Source organism: Agrobacterium sp. 22-221-1 (assembly GCF_053522445.1).
In genome coordinates this window covers 509,526-535,015 of the sequence record NZ_JBNWCL010000001.1, presented here as the reverse complement: position 1 = coordinate 535,015, position 25,490 = coordinate 509,526, and the positions used below count along the sequence as shown (strand labels likewise).

Below are 25,490 nucleotides of genomic sequence, written 5' to 3'. Positions count from 1 at the left end.
GGGACGCCCGCGACGATATCCGTCGCGGGCGCTTTTACGATTATCAGCCATATGCCGCTGAAGTATCAGGCAGCCTTCAGCAGATCGCCATGCGGATCGAGGACGAACTTGGTGGCCGCGCCCTGATCGAAGCTTTCATAGCCCTGCACCGCATCGTCGAGCGCGATGATCTTGGCGTTGACGATATCGGCAATCGGCAGGCGGTCGTGCAGGATCGCCTGCATGAGCTGGCGGTTATATTTCAGCACCGGCGTCTGGCCGGTGTGGAAGGATTGCGCCTTGGCCCAGCCAAGGCCGAAGCGTAGCGACAGGCTGCCCTGTTTCGCCGCCGCATCGACTGCGCCGGGGTCTTCGGTGACATAGAGGCCCGGAATGCCGATGGAGCCGGCGGCGCGGGTGATTTCCATCATCTGGTTGAGAACGATGGCCGGCTGTTCGCCGCCCGCATGGCCGCGCGCTTCGAAGCCGACGGCGTCGATGGCGCTATCCACCTCGTTGGTGCCGACGATTTCGGCGATCATGTCGCCCAGCCGGTCGCCCTTGGAGAGATCGACGGGTTCAAAACCGACTTTTGCCGCGTGCGCAAGGCGATCCTTGTTGAAATCGCCGATCATGACGACCGCAGCACCCAGAATGCGGGCGGATGCGGCGGCGGCGAGGCCTACCGGGCCGGCGCCCGCAACATAGACCGTGGAGCCGACGCCGACGCCCGCCTTGACGGCGCCGTGGAAGCCGGTCGGCAGAATGTCGGACAGCATGGTGAGGTCGCGGATTTTCGACATCGCCTTGTCGCGGTCCGGGAACTTCAGCAGGTTGAAATCGGCATAGGGGATGGTGACATAACGGGCCTGTCCACCGATCCAGCCGCCCATATCGACATAACCATAAGCGCCGCCGGCGCGGGACGGGTTCACCGTCAGGCAGACACCGGTATCCTGCGACTTGCAGCAGCGGCAGCGGCCGCAGGCGACGTTGAAGGGCACCGAGACGATATCGCCGATTTCGAGCATCTCGACATCGACGCCTTTTTCGATGACTTCACCGGTGATTTCATGGCCGAGGACGAGGCCCGGCATCGCCGTCGTGCGGCCGCGCACCATATGCTGGTCGGAGCCGCAGATATTGGTGGAAATCACCTTGAGAATGACGCCGTGCTCAATGCGGCGACCATCCGGCGCCTCAAGCTTCGGGTCATCGATATCGCGAACCTCGACCTGACCCGGCCGCATGTAAACGACGCCTCTGTTCCTGCTCATATCCATCTCCTCCATGGTTTGAACACCGTACCTGCCCGCTCCTCCGGAAACAGGTGACTCCATGGGTGCAGCAAACCATGTGAGGGGAGATGTGGCGTTCGGGAATACGACACGCGGTGTGGTCGTAACGACACCACGTTTCGCCCGATGTCACGGTGACGTTATCTGTCGAGCGGTTTTCTGAGGCGGCCGGCGGCGTCCTGAATATATTGCCAGGCGACACGGCCCGAGCGGCCGCCGCGCGTGGTCGCCCATTCCAGCGCTTCGTGATGCAGCGTTTCGCGGTCCAGGCCCAGATCGAAATGCGCCGCATAGCTGTCGATCATCGTCAGATAATCGTCCTGGCCGCATTTGTGGAAGCCGAGCCACAGGCCGAAACGGTCCGAAAGCGAGACCTTTTCCTCTACCGCTTCCGAAGGGTTGATGGCGGTGGACTGCTCGTTTTCCATCATGTGGCGCGGCAGAAGATGGCGGCGGTTGGACGTTGCATAAAACAGCACATTGTCCGGCCGTCCCTCGATGCCACCGTCGAGCGCCGCCTTCAGCGATTTATAGGCCGTATCGTCATGGTCGAAGGAGAGGTCGTCGCAGAAGACGATGACGCGATGGCCGGAGGCTTTCAATATATCGAGCAAAGCGGGCAGGGTGTGGATGTCCTCGCGGTGCACTTCCACCAGTTTCAGCGAAACGCCGCTTGCCGTGCGCACATCTTCGTGAACGGCCTTGACCAGCGAGGATTTGCCCATGCCGCGCGCGCCCCACAACAGCACGTTATTGGCGGCAAAACCCTCCGCGAAACGCAGCGTGTTTTCGTGGAGAATGTCGCGGACATGGTCGACGCCACGGATGAGCTTCAGCGCGATGCGGTTGGGGCGGGGAACCGGCTGGATAAAGGAGTTGACTGGCGCCCAGACGAAACAATCGGCCGCATTCCAGTCGTTTACGGCGGGCGCCGGCCCGGCCAGACGTTCCACGGCGATGGTGAGCCGGCGCAGTTCTGAAAGAAGCAGGGAGGCCGTTTCTTCTCGAATCATGGTGTTTCTTCCGCTTGTCTGGTGTTCAAAACTCTGTTTTGCGCCCGGCCTAGCATGGCGTTTCAGGCCCATAAAGGTTAAGAGGTCCGGAATCGGTACGGCGTGGGCCCTGCATCTGTTGCAATCCCGGCGTTCCCCACTATATTCCGGCGGCTTGAAAGCTGGGGCGGCATCCAAGGTCGTGCCGTAATTCTGAGGAGTTTTATATGTTCATTAGTCAAGCTTTTGCCCAGGACGCAGCGGGCGGCGCATCGGCCTTCGGTTCCGGCCTTGAAATGCTTTTCCTGTTTGCGCCGCTTATGGTGGTCTGGTACTTTTTCCTTATCCGCCCGCAGCGCGCGCAGATGAAGAAGCGCCAGGAAACGCTGACCAATATTCGCCGTGGCGATCAGGTCGTTCTCGGCGGCGGCATCGTCGGCAAGGTGACCAAGGTCATCGATGACAATGAACTCGAAGTCGAAATCGCCGAAGGCGTGAAAATCCGTGCCGCCCGTGCCTACATTGCCGAAGTGCGTGTGAAGGGCGAAGTGGTCAAGACGGAAGCCGCTTCCTGATCCTGCCGGATTATCGAATGCCCGATTGCGAATTTTGACGGGTTGCGCGTAGCGCGACCCCAACCCTGACCGAGATCGAAATGCTTCATTTTTCCCGTTGGAAAACAGTCTTCATCTGGCTGCTTGTGCTGGCAAGCGTCTTCATCGCCTCTCCCAACCTGTTTACGGACAAACAGCTGGAGGGCATGCCTGCCTGGTACAAGGACAACAAGGTAACGCTCGGTCTCGACCTTCAGGGCGGTTCGCACATCATGCTCAAGATCGAGCGTTCCGACATCGTCAAGGAACGGCTTGAAACGATCGTGGGCGATGTGCGCACACAGCTTCGCGACGCCAACATCCGCTATTCGGGGCTCACCGGCAACGGCCAGCAGATTCAGGTCCGCATCAGCGATCCCGCTCAGGTGGAAGCCGCCAAGAACGCGCTTCGCGACCTGACGCAGCCGGTGTCCGCCGGCACGCTGGTCGGCGGTTCCATCACTGAAGTGACGATGAATGACGGCGGCGACAATCTGCTCAGGCTCAACCTGACGGATGAAGGCATCGACTACCGCCTGTCATCCGCCGTTTCGCAATCCATCGAAGTCGTGCGCCGTCGCGTTGACGAAGTCGGCACCACCGAGCCGCTCATCCAGCGTCAGGGGTCGGACCGCATCATCGTGCAGGTGCCCGGCCTTCAGGATCCGCAGCGCCTGAAATCGCTTCTGAACCAGACGGCAAAGCTCTCCTTCCGCATGGTCGATACGACGATGCCGGTACAGGAAGCCATGAACGGCCGTCCGCCCGCGACCTCCGAGGTTCTCTATTCGCAGGACGATCCGCCGGTTCCCTATCTGGTGGAACGCCGCGCGCTCGTTTCCGGCGATAATCTCGTCGACGCGCAGGCAAGCTTCAACCAGCAAACCAACGAGCCGGTCGTCACCTTCCGCTTCGACAGCCGCGGCGCGCAGCGCTTCGCGCAGGCGACGCAACAGAATGTCGGCAAGCCTTTCGCCATCGTGCTCGATAACCAGGTCATCTCCGCACCTGTCATCCGTGAGCCGATCATTGGCGGTTCGGGGCAGATTTCCGGTAATTTCTCGGTACAGGGCGCGAACGACCTTGCGGTTCTGCTGCGCGCCGGCGCGCTGCCGGCCACGCTGACCGTGGTTGAAGAACGCACCGTCGGCCCGAGCCTCGGTAACGACTCCATCACCGCCGGCCTGACAGCCAGCGCCATCGGCGCGGTCGGCGTCCTCATCTTCATGTTCGTCTTTTATGGCTTCTTCGGCCTGCTGGCGAATATCGCCCTTATCGTCAACGTCATCATGCTGCTCGCTGTGTTGAGTGTGATCGGATCGACGCTCACCTTGCCGGGTATTGCCGGTATCGTCTTGACCATCGGCATGGCTGTGGATTCGAACGTTCTGATCTATGAGCGCATACGCGAGGAGGTGAAGAGCGGTAAACCGCTGATCCAGTCATTGGATAACGGCTTCACCCGCGCCTTTGCGACCATTATCGACGCCAACCTGACGACGCTGATCGTGGCAAGTGTGCTGTTCTACATGGGCACAGGCCCGGTGAAGGGCTTCGCAGTCACGCTGGCCGTCGGTATCATCACCACCGTCTTCACGGCCTATACGCTTACGGCGTGGATGTTCGGCTACTGGGTTCGCCGCAGCCGCCCGAAACACCTGCCGAAGGGTGTCCGCACCGCCATGTTCGACGGTCGCGACATTCCCTTCATGCGTTATCGCCGCGTGGTATTCATGATCACCGGCGCCATCATGCTCGCCTGCGTCGGCGGTTTCGTGGCCAAGGGTCTGAACCTCGGCATCGATTTCCAGGGCGGTTCGGTCATCGAAGTGCGCGCCAAGCAGGGTGAAGCCGATCTCGCCGATATTCGCGATCGTCTGAACCAACTCAATCTCGGTGAAATCCAGGCGCAGAATTTCGGTACGCCGCAGGATGTTCTCATCCGCATCCAGGCGCAGGACGGCGGCGAAAATGCCGAACAGTCAGCCATCACCATGGTACGCGGCGAGCTTGAGGACAAATACGACTTCCGCCGCGTGGAAGTCGTGGGTCCTGCCGTTTCCGGCGACCTTACCGTTACCTCCACCATCGGCGTTATGCTCGCCATGGCGGCGATCATGGTCTACATCTGGGTTCGCTTCGAATGGCAGTTTGCACTCGGCGCGGTCATCTCCATGGTGCACGACGTGGTCTTCACTATCGGCCTGTTCGTCTTCCTTGGGATAGAGTTCAATCTGACCAGTATCGCGGCGATCCTTACGATCATCGGATATTCGCTGAACGATACCGTGGTCATCTACGACCGTGTCCGTGAAAACCTCAGGCGATACAAGAAGATGCCGCTTTCCATGATCATCGACGTGTCGCTGAACCAGACTCTGTCGCGTACGATCCTTACCGGTCTGACCGTACTTCTGGCACTGCTGGCACTGTATCTCTTCGGCGGCGAGGTCATCCGTTCCTTCACCTTCGCCATGCTGTTCGGTGTCGGTATCGGCGTGTTCTCCTCGGTCTACATCGCCGCTCCGGTGCTGATCGCCTTCAAGCTGCGTCCTGACAGCAAGGATGCGGAAGACGAGAAGGACGACAAGAAAGAAAACAACACCGGCGCCATTGGCGGCAAGCCTGCCGTCTGATGGCCGGCGGGATTGAAATACGCCCGGCCCATTTTCCCGGCCGGGCGCCCATCGATGCCTATGGCAATGGCGGTTTCCGTTTTGCCGACATGTCGCATCGCGGTTCGCTTCTGCTCCTGCCTTCGGGCATCTATGGGTGGGAGCCTGTCGATGCGAAAGAACTGACGGTCGGACATTTCGAAAAGGTTCTGGCGGAAGCACAGGATATCGAAGTGCTGCTGATCGGGACGGGCGACGGCATGCGGGTTCTGCCGAAGGAATTGCGCGCCGCCTTCAAGGAGGCGGGCATTTCGGTGGATCCGATGAGCACGGGCGCCGCCGTGCGCACCTATAATATCATGCTGTCGGAATCGCGCGCCGTGGCCGCGGCGCTGATTGCCGTCGAAGGCTGACAGGACGTTTCGCGCGGGGAACCATGGCACCCACAGAAAATCTCGACGTCTGCCTCGCGACGCTGCGCGATACCGATCGCGACCGCTATCTCGCCTGTCTTCTGTCGCCTGCCGACAGGCGTAATGCGCTTGCCGCGCTATACGCCTTCAATGCCGAAATCGCCCGCATCCGCGATTCCGTGCGCGAAGCGCTGCCCGGCGAGGTGCGCATGCAATGGTGGCGCGATCTTCTCGACGGCAATCCGCACGGCGATAGCCAGTCCCACCCGGTGGCTGCAGCGCTTTTGACGACTATCGAGCGCTATCGCCTGCCGCACCCGGTTCTCGCCAACATGATCGAGGCGCGCATCTTCGATCTCTATGACGACCTGTTCGAGGATCGCAATGCGCTGGAAGGCTATGCCGGAGAGACCGCATCCGCATTGATCCAGCTTGCAAGCCTCGTGCTTTCCACTGAAGACGCCGCATCCAGCGCGGAGGCGGCAGGGCACGCGGGCGTGGCGCAGGCCATGGCCGGCATGCTGCTGCTCATGCCGCTGCACCGGCGTCGCGGGCAGGTCTATATTCCCGCCGATATGCTGGCTGCGGCCGGGCTCGACCGCGAGACCTTTCTTGAAGGGCAGGACAGGCAGCGCATCGGCATCGCCATCGAAATTTTCGCGGCCCATGCGCTGGATCATATCGAGAAGGCGAGACGCGCGAAGATTTCGAAAAATGTCTTTGCCGCCTATCTTCCCGTCGCCCTGTCGGGCCCGGTCATCGCTGCCGCCAGAAAGGCGGGGAGCGGCGTATTCGACGGCGACCTGCAACTGTCACAGCTTCGCCGGCAATGGCTGCTGGCAAAGGCTTCCTTCCTCAAGCGTTTCTGATGGCGCGGATCGCGCCAGGCGGTGAAACGACGTCGATCCCGCAAAGCCACACTTCACACAAGCCTCGGTCTATATGAAGCTGAGCCGGGTTCGCATCGTTTCGATTCGCGAATCTTGATGTTTCGATGCTGAGGGAGCGTCCCGGATGAGTATTGCGATCTGGATTATCGTTTTCGTGCTGCTTTCGGTCTTCGCTGTTTATGCCTGGCGCATGTCGCGGGCGACGGATGAGGATAACAGTCATGATGTGGGGCAGGCGATCATGGATTTCGCCCGCGCCTTTCCCAACGAGGCGATCAGAAGTCTGCATATGACGGCGGATGGCGGCGCAGCCTTCGTGCGGCTGCACGACAACAAGGCCGGCTTCATGCGCAATATGGGATCGCATTATGTGTGCGTGATGATCGATCCCGAGCGCATCCGGGTCGAAAGTCTTGAGAGCGGCGACGGTTTCGTCGTCACCTTTTTCGACATGCCGAAATATAGCGGCTCATACCGGTTCAAATCGGCCGGAGAGGCGGCCGAGGTTTCCCTTTGGCTGCTCGGCAGTCTCGTGGAGGCGCAGGACCATCACGACGAAGGGCCGCTGCCCTCGAACGGTTGAGGCGCGTCTGGTGTCGGCTGTCACTGTCCGTCAAGCGGCGGGTTCGCACCGGCCTGCTGGCGTTCGCGCCAGATGATGAACAGGCCGGATGCGACGATGATGAGGATGCCGAGCCATTTCGACGGCGTCGGGAAATCCGAAAACAGCGCATAACCGAGGATCGTCGCCGAGATGATCTCGAAATATTGGAACGGCGCCAGCAGAGAGAGCGGCGCCAGCCGGAAGGCCCTGACAATCAACAGGTGCATGTAGCCGGATATCGATCCCAACAATACGAGCAGGGCAAGTGCGAAGCCGGATTGCGGCAGCGAGACGGCAAAATCCTTGTCGCCGAGTGCATGGCCGGCGAAAAGTGCGGCCCCCATGAACACGGTCCCCGCAATGCCGGACATTGTCTGCATGACCAGCGGGCTGTCGGCATCGCCGATGGCGCGGTTCAGGAAGAGGTAGAGCGTATAAAGAAAGGCGCATGCGACCGGCAGGAGCGATGTCCAGCCGAAGATTTCGAAACTCGGCTGAATGACGATCAGCGCGCCGCCGAAGCCGACCGCAATCGCCGTCCAGCGCTTCCAGCCCACCTTGTCGCCAAGGAAGAGGGCCGACATCATCGTCAGCATGAAAGGCTCGACGAAATAGATCGCGAAGACATCGGCGAGCGGCATGTATTTGACGGCGGCGAAGAACATCAGGCTGGCCGAGGCGTGCAGGACGCCGCGCAGGCAGTTCATCCACGGTCGTTTGGCGCTGAACAGCGCCCTGGGCGACACCACGAGCAGCAGCGGCAGGGTGCAGAGCACCTGGAAAAAGAAGCGGTAGAAGGTCACCTGTGCCGGCGACATGCCGCCGCTCACCGCCATGTATTTGGCAATCGCATCCATGACCGGCAGCACCAGCATGCAACCCGCCATGATGGTCATGCCCTTGGCGATATCGTTGAAACCGGTCTGGCTGGTCATGGATCGGGGAGTCATGGGTCAGGCTGCGCTTTCGACCAAAAGGTCCAACGGGAGAGGGGACGCCCGCAAGGTCGCCCCCTTCCGGGGTCAGGCAGCCTTCTGGCGCGGCAGGCTCTTCATATCAATGACGAAACGATAACGCACATCGCTTTTTATCATGCGTTCATAAGCGTCGTTGATCCGATCGATATCGATCATCTCGATTTCGGCGGCGATGCCTTTTTCGGCGCAGAAATCCAGCATTTCTTGCGTCTCGGGAATGCCGCCGATCATCGAACCGGCAAAGGTCTTGCGTCCGGGAATGAGGCTGAAGGCCATAACCGAGAGCGGCTTTTCCGGCGCGCCCACCTGCACCAGCGCGCCGTCACGTTTCAGCAGCGCCAGATAGGCGTTGATGTCATGGTCGGCGGCGACGGCGTCGATGATGAGATCGAGGCTCGAGGCGGCCTTCTTCATCTGCTCGGCATCGCGCGAGACGATCACCTCGTGGGCGCCGAGCTTTTTCGCGTCCTCCGCTTTGGCGGGCGAGGTGGTGATCATCACCACGGTTGCGCCCATGGCATTGGCGAGCTTGACCGCCATATGGCCAAGACCGCCAAGACCGACGACGCCGACACGCTTGCCGGGTCCGGCGTTCCAGTGACGCAGCGGCGAATACGTGGTGATACCCGCGCAGAGCAGGGGTGCCGCCGCCGCCGGATCGAGGCCTTCGGGAATGTTGAGGACGTAACGATCATCGACGACGACGTGGGCGGAATAACCGCCGAGCGTATGCGCGCCGCCGCCCATCGCTTTGTCGGGCGAATTATAGGTGCCGGTCATGCCGTTTTCGCAATATTGCTCCAGCCCCTCGGCGCAGCTTGCGCATTCCCGGCAGCTATCGACGATACAGCCGACGCCGACGCGGTCGCCCGCCTTGAACCGGGTGACCTGCGCGCCGACACGGCCGACGCGGCCGATGATTTCGTGGCCGGGAACGCAGGGATAGAGGGAACCCGGCCATTCGCTGCGGGCAGTGTGGATATCGGAGTGGCAGACGCCACAGAATTCGATCTCGATTTCGACATCGCGCGGACCTGGATCGCGACGCTTGATGGTCGCGAGCTTCATCGGCGAAGAACCGTCATCGCAGGCATAGGCGGACGTAGTGAACATGATCGTTCCTCCTCTTGTGGTGATCGATGCTGGAAACACCGGCCTGCGGCAAAGGTTGCGGTGGGATCAGCCGCTTGCGCCGGTTTCGGGCACTGCCTCGCCAAACACCTCCTCAAAGGCCTCGCGCAGCAGAACGTCGACGTCGCCGATCATAACCGGCAATCCAAGATCGACAAGGCTGGTGACGCCATAGGCGCTGATGCCGCAGGGAACGATGCCGGAAAAATGCGAGAGGTCTGGATCGACGTTGATCGAGAGCCCGTGGAAGCTCACCCATTTGCGCAGCCTGATGCCAAGTGCCGCGATCTTGTCTTCGGCCATGCCGCCATCGGGAAGCAGCGGTTTTTCCGGACGCCTGACCCAGACGCCGACGCGATCCTCGCGCCGCTCGCCACGCACATTCATCTTGTCGAGCGTGCGGATGATGACATCCTCCAGCGCCGCCACATAGGCGCGGACATCCTGCCGCCGCCGCTTCAGGTCGAGCATGACATAGACGACCCGCTGTCCCGGCCCGTGATAGGTATATTCGCCGCCACGACCCGTGGCGAAGACGGGGAAACGCTCCGGCTCTATAAGATCGGCGGCGTCGGCGCTGGTGCCGGCGGTATAGAGCGGCGGGTGTTCCAGAAGCCAGACGAGTTCGTCGGCCTCGCCGCTGGCGATGGCGGCGACTTCACGCTCCATTTCCTCAATCGCCTGTTCATAGGGGACGAGGCCTTCCGAGATTCGCCAGCGTACGGGCGGTGATCCGGCGGCGGGCAGCATGTTTGTCTCGATATCGGTGCGTGTGAGCATGAAAAAGTCCTTTCCACAGCCTTCTCGCAAAATGGCGACAAGGCCGCAACCCCAGCATTTCCGGGCTTCCTGCATATAGGATGGTGCGGTGCGATTTTTAATTTCAAAAAACTGTCACGACGCTCTTGTGCACCGAAAATCCTTTTGCTACATGCACCCCCGTCGGCGCAAGTCGACGCCTACCACGATGCGGTCGTGGCGGAATTGGTAGACGCGCAGCGTTGAGGTCGCTGTGGGGCAACCCGTGGAAGTTCGAGTCTTCTCGACCGCACCAAAGAAACCCGCTTCGGCGGGTTTTTCTTTTTTAGCCAGTCGTTTAGCTTGCCTTCTGTTTCCCGTCCCCGGTTCGTTGGACCGTATCGGATGTGTCCCAAGCCACACCAATCTGCTTTATCCCGCAGCCAGAGCGCCATGAATTAAGGGCGGCAAATTATCGACCTGCCGCCGTTCGAATTGAATGGACGAGTTGGATCAGCGCCGGTTGCGCTGGCCGTCACCGACACGGTAGGGGTCACCATCCATGACCTGATCCATGCGCCACTCGTTTCCACGATATGGACTATGCCACGTCTGGCACCCGGCCAGAAAGACGGTTGCGGTCAGCAATCCGAAAGTGAGGGCGGCTCGCACCATATTGAACTCCTTCGACATCTCATCAAAGGCCATGTAGGCGCAGGCAGGTGATTTTGCGATGCCTCTTCGAAATTTATCGTCCATTTCGGAAGCCTGGAGCACATCCGGTCAAAACGGAATCGTCGGACGTGCTCTATCGCTTTGTTTTTTCGCATTTCCGGACGTAAAACCGCTACGCACTTTTACTGGAAATGCTCTAGCTGGATTCGGCCATCGTCAAATTTCGGTGGATATCGATGCACGCTGCAGTAGTCGTGCGGTTCCCCCCTACAAAAACGAGGGGTGGAATATTAGAGGTCCGATGTTAGCTTTTGTCAGGAAAATATGTCTGGGGGTTTTCGTGCTGGGGGACAAAACGGATTCAGACAATGCGCTTGGCTATTACATGTGGAGCATTTCCGACAACAGGCTGATCATGGATGCGGTCACTGCGGAATGCCACGGGTTTTCGGAGCCGGTTGCGTCGCGCGGGGTGACGATCGAGGAGATTCTCGAAAGAATCGATGTCGAGATGCGCGATCAGGTGGCGCAGGCCATTTTTGAGAGCATCACTACCGGTGTGTTTTTCGACCAGCGCTACAAGGTCAATCTGCCGGATGGGTCGGACCGGTGGATCGTGGCGAAGGGCAGGGCGATTTTTGATGCCGACAATACGCCGTTTCTGGGCATTGGCAGTGTTCGGGATATTACCCTGAAAAAAACCTATCAGTTCGAGCCTCGGCAATAGCGACCGGCCGGGTGAAAGCCGCGCATAAAAAGAGGCGGCTTTCGCCGCCTTTTTTCGTCTGCACTGTGCCGGGACATCAGAAGACGGCGAGATATTTCAGCAGCGAAATAATGCCGATGATGATGACGATCACCTGTGCGATCTGTTTCGCACCGCCGCCGACCGGCAGTCGCGCGATAAGCCACAAGACGAGCACAATCACCAGGAAGGTGATCAGAATGCTGACGAGCGTAGATGTAACCATATGTCCCAGCTCCCTTTTCAATCAATACTCAACGGTCGTTCACCGTTGCGTGAGTAAAAGCGCGAGGCTAATTTTGGTTCCATCGGGTGAAATCGCGGTGTGAGGTCGGGCATGAATCAGTTCAGGGTTAAAAAGCGGCCGACGGGCGCTGTCGTCACTCTTGGCCGTCTCGGGCATCCCGATGTCGTCACGGCCACCGGAGGCGCCCTGACGGTGGTAATGGCGGCCTCGGAGCCGGGTTTCAATCCGCTCGATCTTCTTTATTCGTCGCTGTCGGCCTGTCTGGCGCTCAGCGCCCGGATTGCGGCGAGCCGCATGGGCGTGCTCGACCGGTTCGAAAAGGTCACGGTGCATGTATCCGGCGAAAAGGCTGAGGAGGAGCCGTCGCGGATCGTGCGTTTCGATGTCCGGATCGAGATAAAGGGGGATTTCGATGAGGCGACGCGCAGCGACATCGCTCATATGGCGGAGGATATCTGCACCGTCAGCAACACGCTGAAGGGCGATGCGGAATTTGCTCTGTCGATTACCGGCTGACCATCAGGATTTCCGGGATTTTTCCCATTTTTTCACCAGCCGGTCGCGCTTGAGCTTCGAGAGGCGCTTCAGCCAGAAAATGCCGTCCAGCTGGTCGATCTCGTGCTGGATGCAGATGGCGTGAAATCCCTCGGCGGTCTGTCGGTGTTCGCCGCCGGCTATGTCCTGAAATCTCACCTCGATTTCGCAGGGCCGCTCCACCTCGTCGGTAAATCCCGGCATGGAGACGCTGCCCTCCATATGGCGCATGGTCTGCGTGGATTGGCTGACGACTTCAGGATTGATGTAGGTAAGCACGGTTCCCGGTGTCAGCTCCAGCACGAAAACTCGCTGCTTGACGCCGATATGGGCGGCGGTGATGCCGACTCCGGGTGCGGCGCGCATCGTGTCGATCAGGTCCGTCACCAGCTCCTGCAATTGCCCGTCGAAAGCCGTGACCGGCGGACAGATTTCGGACAAACCGGGATGGGGGTAGGGCAGGATCGGCCTGATTGCCAAGGAATGCTCCGTTCGTTTCAAATCCGCAGGGACGCCGCCGCAAGGGCCTGTCCTTCTTCGGTTGCCTCTAGAAAGCTGCGCTGGGTGCGGGCATCGCGTTTTGTCACCCGCACGAAACGTGGCGACAGGGCAGTGATTTCGCGCAGAATGAGGGCGTGTGCAAGCCCCAGCCGGTTGGCGATGCTGCGGCTGTCAGCGGCGATGTTCAGATAAACCGAAAGAAGGATCGCTGCGCCCGTGGCTGTCAGCGCCCGTGAGGAGCTTTCATGAACCCGCTCCACCGCCGCCATGAACGCGGCAGTGGATTGCTCCTCTTCCATCAGGAGGCATCCCGGCGCAGGCGAACGGAGACGAGCACCGATTTCGATGTCGGCGTGAAACTGCCTTCGCCATAGCTCGACAGCGGCACCAGCACGTTAAGTTCGGGATAATAACCGCCGACGCTGCCCTGCGGGATATTATAGGGCACCAGCCGGAAATTCTTTGCGATGCGCTCCACGCCGTCGCCATATTCGCCGATGACATCGACGCGCTGGCGGGAATGGGCGCCGAGCGCTTCCATGTCCTTCGGATTCATGAAGATGACGTGGCGCTCGCCATAGACACCGCGATATCGGTCATCCATGCCGTAGATCGTGGTGTTGTATTGATCGTGGCTGCGGAAGGTCTGCAATACGAACAGGTCGTCGCGCGTGAGCGCCTGCTGGTGTTCGGTTTGTTCGGGCAGCGGACCGCTATAGAAGGTGGCCTTTTTCGCCGGTGTGTTCCATTCCCGTTCGGCTGCTGCGTTGCGCAGATGAAAACCGCGCGGCACGCGGACACGCTCGTTGAAATTATCGAAACCGGGAATGACCCGCTCGATCATGTCGCGGATGAGATCGTAGTCATCGGCAAGCGCCTTCCAGTCGACTTGGGCATTGCCAAGCGTCGCCTCGGCGATGCCGGCGACGATGGCGACTTCCGAACGCAGCTCATCCGAGGCCGGCGGATTGATGCCGCCGGAACCGTGCACCATGCTCATGGAATCCTCCACCGTGACGATCTGCGAGCGGCCGGCCGAATTGCGGTCGATTTCCGTTCGGCCGAGACAGGGCAGCACGAATGAAGTTTCGCCCGGCACCAGATGCGAATGGTTGAGCTTGGTGGCGATGTTGACGGTCAGCTTCTGCTTTTCGAAGGCCTTGACGATCAGCGGGCTGTCGGGCGTCGCACGCATGAAATTGCCGCCGAGCGCGATGAAAGTATCCGCCTCGCCGTCCAGCATGGCGGCGACGGCTTCGACGGTGTTGTGGCCGGGCTTGCGCGGCATGGGGACGCCGAGTTCCTTTTCCAGCGCGTCGAGAAGTGCGGGCGGGGCTTTTTCATCGATGCCGACGGTGCGGTCGCCCTGCACGTTGGAGTGGCCGCGCACCGGGCAAAGGCCGGCGCCGGGCCGGCCGATATTGCCGCGCAGCAGCATGAAATTGGTGATCTCGCGAACGATGATGACCGAATGCTTGTGCTGGGTGACGCCCATGGCCCAGGTGGCGATGACGGAACCGGCATTCATGTAGATACGGGCGGCTTCCTCGATTTCCGCGCGGGTGAGGCCGGATTGGTCGAGAATGCTTTCCCAGCTCGTCGCATCGACGGCAGCGCGATAGGCCTCGAACTCCGCTGCATGTTCGGCGATGAAGTCGTAATCGATGATGGCGGGTTCGCCCGCCGCCCTTGCGGCATCGTCAGCGGCGAAGACCGCCTTGCTCATGCCGCGCACGGCCGCCATGTCGCCGCCCTGGCGCGGTTGGTAATAATTGGTGGCGATGCGGGTGCTGCTGCCGGTAATCATCTCCACCTTGTCCTGCGGGTCGGCAAAGCGCTCCAGACCCTTTTCGCGGATGGGGTTGAAAACGGCGATGCGGGCGCCGCGAAGGGCGGCGCGGCGCAGGTCTCCCAACATGCGGGGATGGTTGGTGCCGGGATTTTGCCCGATGACGAAAATGGCGTCCGTCTGCTCGAAATCCTCAAGTAGCACGGTGCCTTTGCCGACGCCGATCGAAGCCTTCAGGCCGACGCCGCTCGCTTCGTGGCACATGTTGGAACAGTCGGGGAAATTGTTGGTGCCGTAAAGCCGGACCATCAACTGATAGAGGAAGGCCGCCTCGTTGGAGGCGCGGCCGGAGGTGTAGAACTCCGCCCGGTCCGGGCTGTCGAGACTGTTGAGGATACGGCCGATTTCGGCGAAGGCATCGTCCCAGGAGACGGGCAGATATCTGTCGCTCGTCCGGTCATAACGCATGGGGTGGGTGAGGCGGCCCTGTTTTTCCAGATCGTAGTCGGACCAGCCGCGCAGTTCCGAGACGGTGCGGCTGGCGAAGAAGTCCGGCGGCACGCGGGCTTCCGTCGCCTCCCATGACACCGCCTTGACGCCGTTTTCGCAGAACTCGAAAGAGGAGCCGTGTTCCGGGTCGCCCCAGGCGCAGCCCGGGCAGTCGAATCCGTCCGGCTGGTTGGTCTTCAAAAGTGTGCGGGCGCCGGAAATCGGGGCACCGGATTCAAGAAGACGTTTGCCGACGCTTTTGAGTGCGCCCCAGCCGCCTGCGGCGGTCGATGCCTTGCCAATGAAGTCCGTCTTGCTCATGGTCCTGATTCCCGGAATCTGTCTTCTCGTGCCCGCCTGTCGGCGTTTGCCGTTTGTCAAATGCTTATCCAGAAGCGCCGTTCCACGCTGCCTGTCAATGTCTTAATTGTGCATTGCGGCGAAACCTTTGTTCGCCCGTTCGACATTTAAAACGGGAACGGCGTAAAGGGGGTGGGCGTTGTCGCAAAACAAGCTGCAAAGCTTGGCTAAACATGCCTATAGCCGCTGGCCGTGGCTAAGCCTGCGAACCGGAAGAGGAATGTTGAATGGATTTTTCGCCGCAGCCGGAGAGCTTGTTTATTTGCCGCTATCCGGTTGTTGACAATAAACCTTTTAACGCCATTCTGCCTGCGCATCCGTGCACTGCGGCATTTGAATACAAGGGGACGCCAGATGACAGACCGTGACGACGATCCTGTCGCGCCCGAGGACATGAAGCCTGCGGAAGCGCCCTCCGATATTTACGCAGAAGACGGGTCCGTCCGCTCGGATTTTCTGACGATGGTGGGTGCCGCGATCGCTGACCGCGATCTGCTTTTCCTGCGCAAGAACGTGGCGCGGCTGCACGAATCCGAACTCGGCGACCTGTTGGAATCCATCCTGCCTGAACAGCGCCATGCGCTGGTGCGCCTTCTCGGTTCCGACTTCGACATGACGGCGCTGACCGAGGTGGATGAGGGCATCCGTCTCGATATCGTCGATCAGATGTCGAACGAGCAGATCGCCGCCGGTATCGGCGAGCTGGATTCGGACGACGCCGTCTATATTCTCGAGGATCTCGACGACGAGGACCGCGAGGATATTCTCTCGCAACTGCCGTTCACCGAACGTGTGAGGCTGATGCGGGCTCTGGATTATCCGGAAAGCTCGGCCGGCCGCCGCATGCAGACGGAATTCGTGGCCGTGCCGCCGTTCTGGACCGTGGGGCAGACCATCGATTATCTGCGCGAGGAAGAAGAGCTGCCGGATTCCTTCACGCAGATATTCGTCATCGACCCTACCTTCAAGCTGGTCGGCGCGCTCGATCTCGACAAGGTGCTGCGCGCCAAGCGTCAGGTGAAGATCGAAACGATCATGCACGAGACCAACCACTCCATTCCGGCGGAAATGGACCAGGAAGAGGCCGCGCAGCTTTTCGAGCAATATGACCTTCTCTCCGCCGCCGTGGTCGACGACAACGGCCGACTGGTGGGCGTGTTGACCATCGATGACGTGGTGGACGTCATTCAGGAAGAGGCCGAAGAGGATCTGCTGCGCCTTGGCGGCGTCGGTGACGAAGAACTGTCGGACTCGATTGCCAGCACGTCCCGTTCACGCGTGCCCTGGCTTGCGGTCAATCTCATCACAGCCTTTCTCTCCGCCTCCGTCATCAGCCTGTTCGATGCGACGATCCAGCAGATCGTCGCGCTGGCGATCCTGATGCCGGCGGTGGCCGGCATGGGCGGCAACGCCGGATCGCAGACTATGACGGTGTCGGTGCGCGCACTCGCCACCAAAAGCCTCGATATTCACAACGCCGCCCGCATCATCCGGCGAGAGGCGGGTGTGGGTATTCTGAACGGCATGCTGTTCGGCTGCGCCATCGGTGTTGTCGCCGGTATCTGGTTTCAGGATATCCATATCGGCGGCATCATCGCCACGGCCATGTGTCTCAACATGCTGGCGGCGGCGCTGGCGGGCATTCTCATTCCGCTGGTGCTCGACAAGTTCGGAGCGGACCCCGCGGTCTCTTCGGCGGTCTTCGTCACGGCGGTCACCGATATTGTCGGCTTTTTCGCCTTTCTGGGGATCGCGACCTGGTGGTACGGTATTTCCGGGTAGCGCCACGCGGGCGAAAATTGACTTTTACGTGAAGGTCAAATAATATTATCCGGTTATGAATCGGATAGGCCCTTGGACAAGTATTATAGCATAACCGAACTGACACGCGAATTCGGTGTTTCCACCCGTACCTTGAGATTTTACGAGGACGAGGGGCTGATTCACCCTGAGCGTCGCGGGCGCACACGGCTTTTCAGGGCTGCGGACCGCCGCCTCATTCAGGAAATCCTGCGCGGCCGCCGTATCGGTTTCACGATCTCCGAAATTCGCGAAATCATCCACGTCTACAAGGAACCGCCGGGCGAATCGGGCCAATTGGTGCTTCTGATGAAGAAGGTCGATGAAAAGCGCGCGGAGCTTCGGCAAAAACGCAAGGACATCGAAGAGACGCTGGCGGAACTCGACAATGTCGAAGAAGCCTGTCTGACGCGGCTTGCCGAAATCGGCGTGGGGACGTGAACGAAATTTCGGGCGATATTCGCGCTGGGTCATCGTTTAAGAATTAATATGTCTCCTCCGTCATCCTCGGGCTTGTCCCGAGGATCTGCTACGGTTCAATTTTGGAAACGGGGATAGATCCTCGGGACAAGCCCGAGGATGACGCCGAGTGCGGATGGGAACGCTCGAAAACGTCGGCTCGATTTGGCCCACTCGTACCTACTGCGCCTCAACCGTGCACTGTTGCGCCACCTCGCTGACCTTCGTCTGCTGATCGGCGCTGAGCTTGCCTTCCATCATCGTGTCGAACAGGTTTTCCGCCTGCAGCTTCTCCAGCGTGCAGCCGCAGAAACGCTGGCACAGTTCCAGCCCATTCGCCTGCTCGACGCAGCTCTTTTCACAGCTCGATTTGTAAAGCTCGACCTGATCGACAGGCGGGGGCGGGGCGATGAGCGACAGCGTGTAGACGAGGCCGATCAGCACCGGCTGGTGAATGAGGTAAAAGGCAAGGCTGTGACGGCCGGCGCCTGCGATCAGGTTGCGAGGTGAACTCGGGCTTCGAAAGCGGTCGAGCCAGTTGCGCGGCGTGACGAATTGCGAGACCGCAAGTCCGGCAAGGAAGGGCGCAAGCCAGGGCAGCAGCGGCACATAATCGTTCGAGCGGGGCGGCATGGTGGAAAAACCGATCCAGGCCAGCCATTTTGCGTTGAACAGTTCGGATTGCAGATAGTGCGGCAGGATGAAAGCGATCGCTGCAAAAAGCAGCGTCACGGCCGCGGGTGCTCGCAGGAACAACAGTCCGACAAGGCTTGCGGCGGCGATATTGTGCAATATGCCGAAGAAGATGAAGCTGTCCGGAAAGGCGAAATAGGTGGCGACGGTAATGAGCAGCGCCGAGCCGGCCACCATGGCAAAACGCTTGCCGAAGGACGGCCAGTTCATGCCCTTGCCATGGGCGAGAAACAGGCTGAAGCCGGCCAGAAACAGGAACGAGCTGGCGATGCCGCGCGCATAGAGCTTCCACAGGCCGGTCGTCGCCGTGCCGGGTTCGAGATAGCCGAAATATTCCAGATTCCACGTGAAGTGGTAGGACGCCATGGCGATGAGGGCCAGCCCGCGCAGGGTGTCGAGACCGCCTATGCGGCCTTTGCGGCGGTTTTCGTTTGCGGCTGCGTTCGTGTCCATGGTTTCCGTTTTTCAAGCTTTCGGGGAGGCCGGTATCACGCTGGGCTTGGCCCTTGAAGTGCGGCTATTTCAAGGCCTGTTTTCTTCCATGATGGCGCGTCGTGCTTCGGAAAAGAACTGGCGGCGTAACAGCGCCACGATGATGATGACCGTGCTGGCGATGAAGACATAAGGGCTGATGAACCAGCCGAGATAACCGATGGACAGAAAGATGGTCCGCAGGCCGTCATTGAAGTTCTTAGCAGCGATGATGTTCATCTTTATGACGTTTTCGGCCGCCCGCTCCGCCGCCTCGCGATCGGCGCCGACGTCGTGGACCATGGGAATGGCGCCGAACAGGATCGTGCAATAGTTGAACAGGCGGTAGGACCAGCCGAACTTGAAGAAGGAGTAACCGAAAAGACAGGTGAGCCCTATGACCTTCAGTTCGAAAGCCGTGCGCCCGGCATAATGCACGAAAGGCATGTCGCGAAACACCGATTCGACCTGTTCTGTCGCGCCCAGAAGGGCGAAACATCCGCCGATGGCGAAGATGGAGGTGGAAGCGAAAAAGGCGGTGCCGTTCTGCAGGCCGGCCATGATCTGCGTGTCGATCATCTTCAGGTCGCGCTTCAGCGAATTCATGATCCAGTCGCGGCGGCGCTCGGCCATGGCCTGATTGAGGCTGGCTCTCGAAAACAGCCTCGTTCCCGTCGTGACATGGGTATAGACGGCCCATAACAGGATGAAAACGACGATCGAGATATAGTCCATGACGGTCATCACGGGCAGGTCACCTTGCTGTTTGCGAATCTTCGAAAGCATATTGATTTGAAGGCCATGGCAAGGCAATGGCGGTGGCTGCCGTCACTCCATATTCTCCTTTGGCGTTGCGGTTTCATCATTCGGTTTTTCGCTAACTTTCCGGTAACCAAGTCGCTTTATCAATCCTGCCGCGGACGACAGGTCTGCCGGTTCCGGATTAAGGTTTTGCGTTCCGGTTCCGCCTGATTTTTGGCTAACGGCAGGGACCCGATTGACAGGATGGCCGTTCGCACCTAGCCTTTCATCAGGACCGGTGTTTCCGGTATCCGGAGCAGCCAAGGCTGATATGCCCCGCATCCTGCAGGCAGGTCTTGTTTTCTCCGGCCCGGTATCAGCGGCAGTCCGGCATGAGCAACCGGGGGACGCCTTTTTCTACGAATCGTTCCCTTCATGTCTGCCTGTCCCTGGCTTGCGACACGGCGAAGATGCCGGTCCGCTTCATTCTTTTCCTTCAGGTTTTAGATGACAGATAAAAACCGCTCCGTTTTCATTCTTGGCGGCGCGCGCTCCGGCAAGTCCCGTTTTGCGGAAGAGCTTGCGGGCAAGTCCGGTGGAAGCCTGCATTATCTGGCCACCGGCCGGGCATGGGATGACGAGATGCGCGACCGCATCGTCCATCATCAGGCGCGGCGCGGTGGCGAATGGACCACCCATGAAGCGCCCGTCGATATTGCCGCCGTGCTGGAGCAGCTCGACGCGCCGGAAAATGTCGTTCTCATCGATTGCCTCACCCTGTGGCTCACCAATCTGATGATGGAGAATGCCGATATCGAGGCTGCCTTTGCGGCGCTTGAGGCGGCGATTGTATCGGCTCGGGCGAAGCTGATTTTCGTCTCCAACGAAGTCGGTCTCGGCATCGTGCCGGAAAACCACATGGCGCGGGAATTTCGCGATTACGCCGGCCGCCTGCATCAGCGAATCGCCGCCATTGTCGCTGAGGTCTATTTTGTCGCCGCCGGTCTGCCCCTGAAGATGAAGGGCTGAAACGGCACCAGCGAAAGCGGGGCCGACATCGCCGCGCATTTTTGCTCTTACGCAAATTCCTCTCGTAAAGCCGCGCCCCATTTTGCCGGGGCTGCGACAGCTTTGCTTTCTTGATCTGGATCAAGGTGGCGTTCCCCTGCCGGTGGCAATGCTCCAACCGACGCAAAGGCGCGTTTCCGCTCTCCCAGGCGCGTGCCGTGCCTTTCGTCGGTCGGCTTGCACGTTGGGGGAAACCAACAATGAATTACACGTTAGAAACCGCGATCGTGGCGCTCGGCGCCTTTCTCGCGTTGCTCGGGGCAGCCTTTGCCCATGACAGTCTTTTCGCCGCCCATATGTGGGTGCTGTTCTTTACGCTTCTGGTCAGCACGGTGCTTCTGCTGCGCCGTGTCTCCTTCGCGCCTGTCGATTCAGCCGCGCGTGCCCGCCTCAAGTCGGAATATTTCGATGAGGTGGTGAAATACGGCGTCATCGCCACCGTGTTCTGGGGTGTCGTCGGTTTTCTGGTCGGCGTCGTGGTGGCGCTTCAGCTCGCCTTTCCCGATCTCAACATCGCTCCCTATTTCAATTTCGGCCGGATGCGGCCGCTGCACACATCGGCGGTGATCTTCGCTTTCGGTGGAAATGCGCTGATCGCCACCTCCTTTTACGTGGTGCAGAGAACCTGTCGGGCGCGCCTGTTCGGCGGCAATCTCGGCTGGTTCGTGTTCTGGGGCTACAACCTCTTCATCGTCATGGCCGCCACCGGCTATCTGCTCGGCATCACGCAGGGCCGCGAATATGCGGAGCCGGAATGGTATGTGGACATCTGGCTGACCATCGTATGGGTCGCCTATCTGCTTGTGTTCCTCGGCACGATCCTCACGCGCAAGGAGCCGCATATCTATGTGGCGAACTGGTTCTATCTGAGTTTTATCGTCACTATCGCCATGCTGCATATCGTCAATAATCTGGCGGTGCCGGTGTCCTTCCTCGGGATCAAGAGCTATTCGGCCTTCTCTGGCGTGCAGGACGCGCTGACGCAATGGTGGTACGGCCATAACGCCGTCGGCTTCTTCCTGACGGCCGGCTTCCTCGGCATGATGTACTACTTCATCCCGAAGCAGGTGAACCGCCCGGTCTATTCCTACCGCCTGTCGATCATCCACTTCTGGGCGCTGATCTTCATGTATATCTGGGCCGGTCCGCACCACCTGCACTATACCGCGCTGCCGGACTGGGCGCAGACGCTCGGCATGGTGTTCTCGGTGATGCTGTGGATGCCTTCGTGGGGCGGGATGATCAACGGTCTGATGACGCTTTCGGGCGCATGGGACAAGATTCGTACCGATCCCGTCGTGCGCATGATGGTAATGGCGGTGGCCTTCTACGGCATGGCGACCTTCGAAGGCCCGATGATGTCGATCAAGGCCGTCAACTCGCTCAGCCACTACACAGACTGGACCATCGGCCATGTTCATTCCGGCGCACTCGGCTGGAACGGCATGATCACCTTCGGCGCGATCTATTACCTGACGCCGAAACTGTGGGGCAGGGAGCGCCTCTATAGTCTGCAGCTGGTCAACTGGCACTTCTGGCTCGCCACGCTCGGCATCGTCGTCTACGCCGCCGTCATGTGGGTGGCCGGCATCCAGCAGGCGCTGATGTGGCGCGAATACGATGCCCAAGGCTTCCTCGTCTATTCCTTCGCGGAATCGGTCGCAGCGCTGTTCCCCTACTACGTGATGCGTGCATTGGGCGGCCTGATGTTCCTCAGCGGCGCGCTGATCATGGCCTACAACGTCACGATGACCATCCTCGGTCATCAACGCGAGGAGGGCGCCAGCAAAGGCGCGGCACCCTCGCTGCAGCCTGCTGAATAAGGAGGGGGCCCATGTCCATTCTTGACAAACACGCCGTCATCGAACGCAACGCGACGCTGCTTCTGGTCGGTTCCCTGTTGGTCGTTTCCATCGGCGGCATCGTTGAAATCGCACCGCTCTTCTATCTCGAAAACACCATCGAGAAGGTGGAGGGCATGCGACCCTACACGCCGCTGGAGCTGGCCGGGCGCAACATCTACATCCGCGAGGGATGTTATGTCTGCCACAGCCAGATGATCCGGCCGTTCCGCGACGAGGTGGAGCGTTACGGGCATTACAGCCTGGCGGCGGAATCCATGTACGACCACCCGTTCCAGTGGGGTTCCAAGCGCACGGGGCCTGACCTTGCGCGCGTCGGCGATCGTTATTCGAACGAGTGGCACGTGCAGCATCTGGCCGATCCGCGTTCGGTGGTGCCGGAATCGATCATGCCCTCCTATGCGTTCCTGAAGACCACGACGCTGAAGATCACCGACGTTTCCATGGAGCTGAAGGCCAACCGCGCCGTCGGCGTTCCCTATAGCGACGAGATGATCGAGAAATCCGCTGCCGATCTTGCCGCCCAGGCCGACCCGAATGCGGATTCGTCGGAACTTCTGGCGCGTTATCCGAAGGCGAAGGTGGGCGATTTCGACGGCGATCCGGCCAGGCTTACCGAAATGGATGCGCTGGTCGCCTATCTGCAGATGCTCGGCACGCTGGTCGATTTCTCGACCTATGACGATGCCGCCGGATACCGGTGAGGAGGTTTAAGCCATGGAAACCTACACGGCCATGCGCCACTTCGCCGATAGCTGGGGCCTGCTTGCCATGACCCTGTTCTTTGCCGGCGTCGTCGTTTTCACCCTTCGCCCCGGCTCCAGACAAGCCGCGGACGATGCCGCCAGCATTCCGCTCAAGGAGGACTAGGATATGTCCGAAAAACACATTGATGACATCAGCGGCGTCGAAACCACCGGCCATGAATGGGACGGTATCCGCGAGCTGAACAATCCCATGCCGCGGTGGTGGGTCTGGACCTTCTATTTCACGATCCTCTGGGCCATCGGCTACACCATCGCCTATCCGGCATGGCCGCTGATCAATGGGGCGACGCAAGGGTTGCTCGGCTGGAACAGCCGTGGTGATATTGCCGCCGAAATTGCCGATGCAAAACAGTCGCAGAGCGTCTTTGTCGACAGGATCGCCAATTCGTCGCTTGCCGAAATTCAGGCCGACCCAACCCTGATGCAATTTGCCCTTTCCGGCGGCGCTGCCGCTTTCAAGGTCAATTGCATTCAGTGTCACGGTTCGGGCGCGGAAGGCGGGCAGGGTTATCCCAACCTCAACGATGACGACTGGATGTGGGGCGGCAGCGTCGACGACATCTATACGACGGTGAAGCACGGCATTCGTTTTGCCGACGATGCGGATACGCGCGCTTCGGAAATGCCGGCCTTTAGCGATATCCTCCAGTCGAATGAAATCCGCGAGGTTGCCGCCTATGTCGTCAGTCTCACCGGCACCCCCTCCAACCCGGCGCTGGTGGAGCCCGGCAAGCAGCTCTTTGCCGACAATTGCGCCTCCTGCCACGGGGAAGACGCCAAGGGCAATCGCGAATTCGGCGCGCCCAATCTTGCCGATGCGATCTGGCTGAAGTCCCAGGGCGAAGAGGGGATTGTCTCGCAGATACGTTCGCCCAAGCACGGGGTCATGCCCGCCTGGGGTGAGCGTCTCGGCGATACGACGGTCAAGCAGCTGGCGATTTTCGTGCATTCGCTTGGCGGCGGTGAGTGATAGCAAAGACAGGAAATGGAAAGGGCTGTGTCATGCGGCCCCCGGATAGATGATAGCGGCCTGAAAGCTCTCTTCCGTCATGCTCGGGCCTGTCCCGAGCATCTGCAACGTCTCGATTGAATTGGACGTGATTAGATCCTTGGGACAAGCCCAAGGATGACGTCGAGTGTAAAGAAGCTCTGCCATCACACTCAAAGGGCCGCTATGCGGCCCTTTTTTCTTTATCGGTCCGACCAGACGGCCAGTTCGTATCCATCCGGATCGGCGAAATGAAAACGCCGGCCGCCGGGAAAGGCGAAGATTGCGACGCTGATCTGCCCGCCGGCGGCTTCGACGCGTCGCTGCACGTCCTCGATATCGGCGGCGTAAAGAATGACGAGCGGTCCGCCCTTGGCCGAGACCGGCGCCGTGGTGGTGAAACCGCCGGTCAGCCGGCCATCGGAAAACTCGCAATATTGCGGACCGTAATCCTTGAAGGACCAGCCGAAGGCGCCGCCGTAAAATTCCTTGCTGCGCTCGATATCGGCGACGTTGAATTCGACATAGTCGATCCGCCGGTCGTTCGTATTCGTGGTCATGCTTCCTCCATCAATCCGTTTCGAGCAGCGCCTTCAGCGTTTCGAGATCGGCCGTGACAGCTTTTGCGTCCTGCTCGAAATCCTCGTTCGTCATGCCCTGAAGGCGAAGCAGGGTGAAACTCACCTCCGTACCGCTGCCATTCGGCGTTACCCGTAGCGCGTTATAAACCTTCACGCCATCCGGCAATGTCACGACATGGTCGATGACGCCGAACTCGTTTGCGGGCGCGAAATTGACGCGCACTTCGCCAAGCGGCCCGCCCTCGGCGATCCAGTCCTCGCCGTCCGGTGTGAGGCCGCCCGCAAGGCCTGCGGCCCAGCGGGGCATGTTCTGCGGGTTGGAGGCGAAGTCATAGACGTGGCTCCAGGGTTTTTCGACCGACAGATGAATGATTCTCGACTGCATGACAGGCATTTCATCCTCCCTTGGCGGCGCGTTCCCATCTGCGCCACTTTGTCGTCACTTGATGTAAGTCAAGGATGTTTCACCGGGGAGATGGGAGAAAGCAAG

General features: G+C 60.0%; 28 protein-coding genes and 1 tRNA gene. 15 read left to right on the top strand and 14 right to left on the bottom strand.

Translation table 11 applies throughout. From position 1 onward, the window contains the following. Window positions 1-65 precede the first annotated feature (65 nt). Complete coding sequence (gene fdhA, locus ACQZ5N_RS02685) at window positions 66-1,256, bottom strand: formaldehyde dehydrogenase, glutathione-independent (RefSeq protein ID WP_003524961.1); 1,191 nt, start codon at window positions 1,254-1,256, stop codon at window positions 66-68. Window positions 1,257-1,417: 161 nt separating this feature from the next. Continuing rightward, the gene (locus ACQZ5N_RS02680; protein WP_448731988.1) at window positions 1,418-2,290 is read right to left on the bottom strand and encodes an ATP-binding protein; all 873 of its coding nucleotides are present in this window, start codon (window positions 2,288-2,290) and stop codon (window positions 1,418-1,420) included. A gap of 206 nt (window positions 2,291-2,496) precedes the next feature. On the opposite strand from ACQZ5N_RS02680, the gene yajC reads away from it, so the two are divergent. The 5 genes from yajC (at window position 2,497) to ACQZ5N_RS02655 (ending at window position 7,363) form a co-directional block, all read left to right on the top strand. Then, window positions 2,497-2,844 carry a preprotein translocase subunit YajC gene (gene yajC / locus ACQZ5N_RS02675; RefSeq protein WP_003524964.1) on the top strand — a complete coding sequence of 116 codons (348 nt, stop codon included), beginning with the start codon at window positions 2,497-2,499 and terminating at the stop codon, window positions 2,842-2,844. Window positions 2,845-2,924: 80 nt separating this feature from the next. Then, window positions 2,925-5,498 (top strand): protein translocase subunit SecDF, encoded by a 2,574-nt coding sequence (gene secDF / locus ACQZ5N_RS02670; RefSeq protein WP_003524965.1) that lies wholly within the window; start codon window positions 2,925-2,927, stop codon window positions 5,496-5,498. Then, window positions 5,498-5,890 carry an Mth938-like domain-containing protein gene (locus ACQZ5N_RS02665; RefSeq protein WP_003524967.1) on the top strand — a complete coding sequence of 131 codons (393 nt, stop codon included), beginning with the start codon at window positions 5,498-5,500 and terminating at the stop codon, window positions 5,888-5,890. Before secDF ends, ACQZ5N_RS02665 begins: the two co-directional genes overlap by 1 nt. 23 nt (window positions 5,891-5,913) lie before the next feature. After that, window positions 5,914-6,759 (top strand): phytoene/squalene synthase family protein, encoded by an 846-nt coding sequence (locus ACQZ5N_RS02660; RefSeq protein ID WP_448731987.1) that lies wholly within the window; start codon window positions 5,914-5,916, stop codon window positions 6,757-6,759. A gap of 145 nt (window positions 6,760-6,904) precedes the next feature. After that, the gene (locus tag ACQZ5N_RS02655; protein WP_059753108.1) at window positions 6,905-7,363 is read left to right on the top strand and encodes a hypothetical protein; all 459 of its coding nucleotides are present in this window, start codon (window positions 6,905-6,907) and stop codon (window positions 7,361-7,363) included. Window positions 7,364-7,383: 20 nt separating this feature from the next. On the opposite strand, the gene ACQZ5N_RS02650 is transcribed toward ACQZ5N_RS02655, so the two are convergent. The 3 genes from ACQZ5N_RS02650 to lipB all read right to left on the bottom strand — a co-directional run bounded on the left by ACQZ5N_RS02650 (window position 7,384) and on the right by lipB (window position 10,272). Further along, window positions 7,384-8,319 (bottom strand): DMT family transporter, encoded by a 936-nt coding sequence (locus ACQZ5N_RS02650; protein WP_448732101.1) that lies wholly within the window; start codon window positions 8,317-8,319, stop codon window positions 7,384-7,386. A gap of 87 nt (window positions 8,320-8,406) precedes the next feature. Then, window positions 8,407-9,474 (bottom strand): NAD(P)-dependent alcohol dehydrogenase, encoded by a 1,068-nt coding sequence (locus tag ACQZ5N_RS02645; protein ID WP_448731986.1) that lies wholly within the window; start codon window positions 9,472-9,474, stop codon window positions 8,407-8,409. A 66-nt stretch (window positions 9,475-9,540) separates the two neighbouring features. Continuing rightward, on the bottom strand, window positions 9,541-10,272 hold the full coding sequence (gene lipB / locus ACQZ5N_RS02640; protein WP_121490406.1) for a lipoyl(octanoyl) transferase LipB: 732 nt from the start codon (window positions 10,270-10,272) through the stop codon (window positions 9,541-9,543). A gap of 189 nt (window positions 10,273-10,461) precedes the next feature. On the opposite strand from lipB, the gene ACQZ5N_RS02635 reads away from it, so the two are divergent. Next, window positions 10,462-10,546 (top strand) — tRNA-Leu (locus tag ACQZ5N_RS02635). 197 nt (window positions 10,547-10,743) lie between these two features. On the opposite strand, the gene ACQZ5N_RS02630 is transcribed toward ACQZ5N_RS02635, so the two are convergent. After that, window positions 10,744-10,905 carry a hypothetical protein gene (locus tag ACQZ5N_RS02630; RefSeq protein ID WP_078053104.1) on the bottom strand — a complete coding sequence of 54 codons (162 nt, stop codon included), beginning with the start codon at window positions 10,903-10,905 and terminating at the stop codon, window positions 10,744-10,746. A 301-nt stretch (window positions 10,906-11,206) separates the two neighbouring features. Here ACQZ5N_RS02630 and ACQZ5N_RS02625 point away from each other — a divergent pair, with 301 nt between their 5' ends. Beyond that, window positions 11,207-11,632, top strand: a complete 426-nt coding sequence (locus ACQZ5N_RS02625; RefSeq protein WP_020813199.1) for a PAS domain-containing protein — start codon at window positions 11,207-11,209, stop codon at window positions 11,630-11,632. Between the two features lie 76 nt (window positions 11,633-11,708). Here the strand turns inward: ACQZ5N_RS02625 and ACQZ5N_RS02620 are convergent, their stop codons facing one another. Next, a complete protein-coding gene (locus ACQZ5N_RS02620) occupies window positions 11,709-11,876 on the bottom strand; it encodes a Thivi_2564 family membrane protein (protein WP_003502827.1) in 168 nt (55 codons plus the stop codon). A gap of 111 nt (window positions 11,877-11,987) precedes the next feature. Between ACQZ5N_RS02620 and ACQZ5N_RS02615 the strand changes: the two genes are divergently transcribed. Continuing rightward, complete coding sequence (locus tag ACQZ5N_RS02615; protein ID WP_448731985.1) at window positions 11,988-12,413, top strand: OsmC family protein; 426 nt, start codon at window positions 11,988-11,990, stop codon at window positions 12,411-12,413. A 3-nt stretch (window positions 12,414-12,416) separates the two neighbouring features. Here ACQZ5N_RS02615 and ACQZ5N_RS02610 read toward each other — a convergent pair whose 3' ends face one another. From ACQZ5N_RS02610 to ACQZ5N_RS02600, 3 genes are read right to left on the bottom strand one after another with little or no spacing between them, the layout of a single operon-like run. Continuing rightward, the gene (locus ACQZ5N_RS02610; protein ID WP_448731984.1) at window positions 12,417-12,911 is read right to left on the bottom strand and encodes a peptide deformylase; all 495 of its coding nucleotides are present in this window, start codon (window positions 12,909-12,911) and stop codon (window positions 12,417-12,419) included. A gap of 17 nt (window positions 12,912-12,928) precedes the next feature. Next, a complete protein-coding gene (locus tag ACQZ5N_RS02605; RefSeq protein ID WP_448731983.1) occupies window positions 12,929-13,231 on the bottom strand; it encodes a hypothetical protein in 303 nt (100 codons plus the stop codon). After that, on the bottom strand, window positions 13,231-15,531 hold the full coding sequence (locus ACQZ5N_RS02600) for an FdhF/YdeP family oxidoreductase (RefSeq protein ID WP_448731982.1): 2,301 nt from the start codon (window positions 15,529-15,531) through the stop codon (window positions 13,231-13,233). Before ACQZ5N_RS02600 ends, ACQZ5N_RS02605 begins: the two co-directional genes overlap by 1 nt. 393 nt (window positions 15,532-15,924) lie before the next feature. Between ACQZ5N_RS02600 and mgtE the strand changes: the two genes are divergently transcribed. Both mgtE and ACQZ5N_RS02590 read left to right on the top strand, forming a co-directional pair. Further along, window positions 15,925-17,352, top strand: a complete 1,428-nt coding sequence (gene mgtE / locus ACQZ5N_RS02595) for a magnesium transporter (protein WP_080851985.1) — start codon at window positions 15,925-15,927, stop codon at window positions 17,350-17,352. Window positions 17,353-17,424: 72 nt separating this feature from the next. Beyond that, window positions 17,425-17,811 (top strand): MerR family transcriptional regulator, encoded by a 387-nt coding sequence (locus ACQZ5N_RS02590; RefSeq protein WP_003524989.1) that lies wholly within the window; start codon window positions 17,425-17,427, stop codon window positions 17,809-17,811. A gap of 198 nt (window positions 17,812-18,009) precedes the next feature. Here the strand turns inward: ACQZ5N_RS02590 and ACQZ5N_RS02585 are convergent, their stop codons facing one another. After that, the gene (locus ACQZ5N_RS02585) at window positions 18,010-18,975 is read right to left on the bottom strand and encodes a DUF1624 domain-containing protein (RefSeq protein WP_448731981.1); all 966 of its coding nucleotides are present in this window, start codon (window positions 18,973-18,975) and stop codon (window positions 18,010-18,012) included. Between the two features lie 69 nt (window positions 18,976-19,044). After that, window positions 19,045-19,737 (bottom strand): DUF599 domain-containing protein, encoded by a 693-nt coding sequence (locus ACQZ5N_RS02580; RefSeq protein WP_003524993.1) that lies wholly within the window; start codon window positions 19,735-19,737, stop codon window positions 19,045-19,047. A 504-nt stretch (window positions 19,738-20,241) separates the two neighbouring features. Here ACQZ5N_RS02580 and cobU point away from each other — a divergent pair. From cobU to ccoP, 5 genes are all read left to right on the top strand, one after another. Further along, window positions 20,242-20,763, top strand: a complete 522-nt coding sequence (gene cobU / locus ACQZ5N_RS02575; protein WP_448731980.1) for a bifunctional adenosylcobinamide kinase/adenosylcobinamide-phosphate guanylyltransferase — start codon at window positions 20,242-20,244, stop codon at window positions 20,761-20,763. Between the two features lie 239 nt (window positions 20,764-21,002). Continuing rightward, entirely contained in the window at window positions 21,003-22,625 is a 1,623-nt protein-coding gene (ccoN, locus tag ACQZ5N_RS02570; protein WP_142779226.1) for a cytochrome-c oxidase, cbb3-type subunit I, read from the top strand. An 11-nt stretch (window positions 22,626-22,636) separates the two neighbouring features. Further along, a complete protein-coding gene (gene ccoO, locus ACQZ5N_RS02565; protein ID WP_080851993.1) occupies window positions 22,637-23,368 on the top strand; it encodes a cytochrome-c oxidase, cbb3-type subunit II in 732 nt (243 codons plus the stop codon). A 13-nt stretch (window positions 23,369-23,381) separates the two neighbouring features. Next, window positions 23,382-23,534, top strand: a complete 153-nt coding sequence (locus ACQZ5N_RS02560) for a CcoQ/FixQ family Cbb3-type cytochrome c oxidase assembly chaperone (protein ID WP_003525003.1) — start codon at window positions 23,382-23,384, stop codon at window positions 23,532-23,534. Window positions 23,535-23,537: 3 nt separating this feature from the next. After that, a complete protein-coding gene (gene ccoP / locus ACQZ5N_RS02555) occupies window positions 23,538-24,401 on the top strand; it encodes a cytochrome-c oxidase, cbb3-type subunit III (RefSeq protein WP_425647339.1) in 864 nt (287 codons plus the stop codon). A gap of 221 nt (window positions 24,402-24,622) precedes the next feature. On the opposite strand, the gene ACQZ5N_RS02550 is transcribed toward ccoP, so the two are convergent. Both ACQZ5N_RS02550 and ACQZ5N_RS02545 read right to left on the bottom strand, forming a co-directional pair. Next, window positions 24,623-24,979 carry a VOC family protein gene (locus ACQZ5N_RS02550; protein WP_059753069.1) on the bottom strand — a complete coding sequence of 119 codons (357 nt, stop codon included), beginning with the start codon at window positions 24,977-24,979 and terminating at the stop codon, window positions 24,623-24,625. Between the two features lie 10 nt (window positions 24,980-24,989). Beyond that, entirely contained in the window at window positions 24,990-25,394 is a 405-nt protein-coding gene (locus tag ACQZ5N_RS02545) for an SRPBCC family protein (protein ID WP_448731979.1), read from the bottom strand. Window positions 25,395-25,490 lie beyond the last annotated feature (96 nt).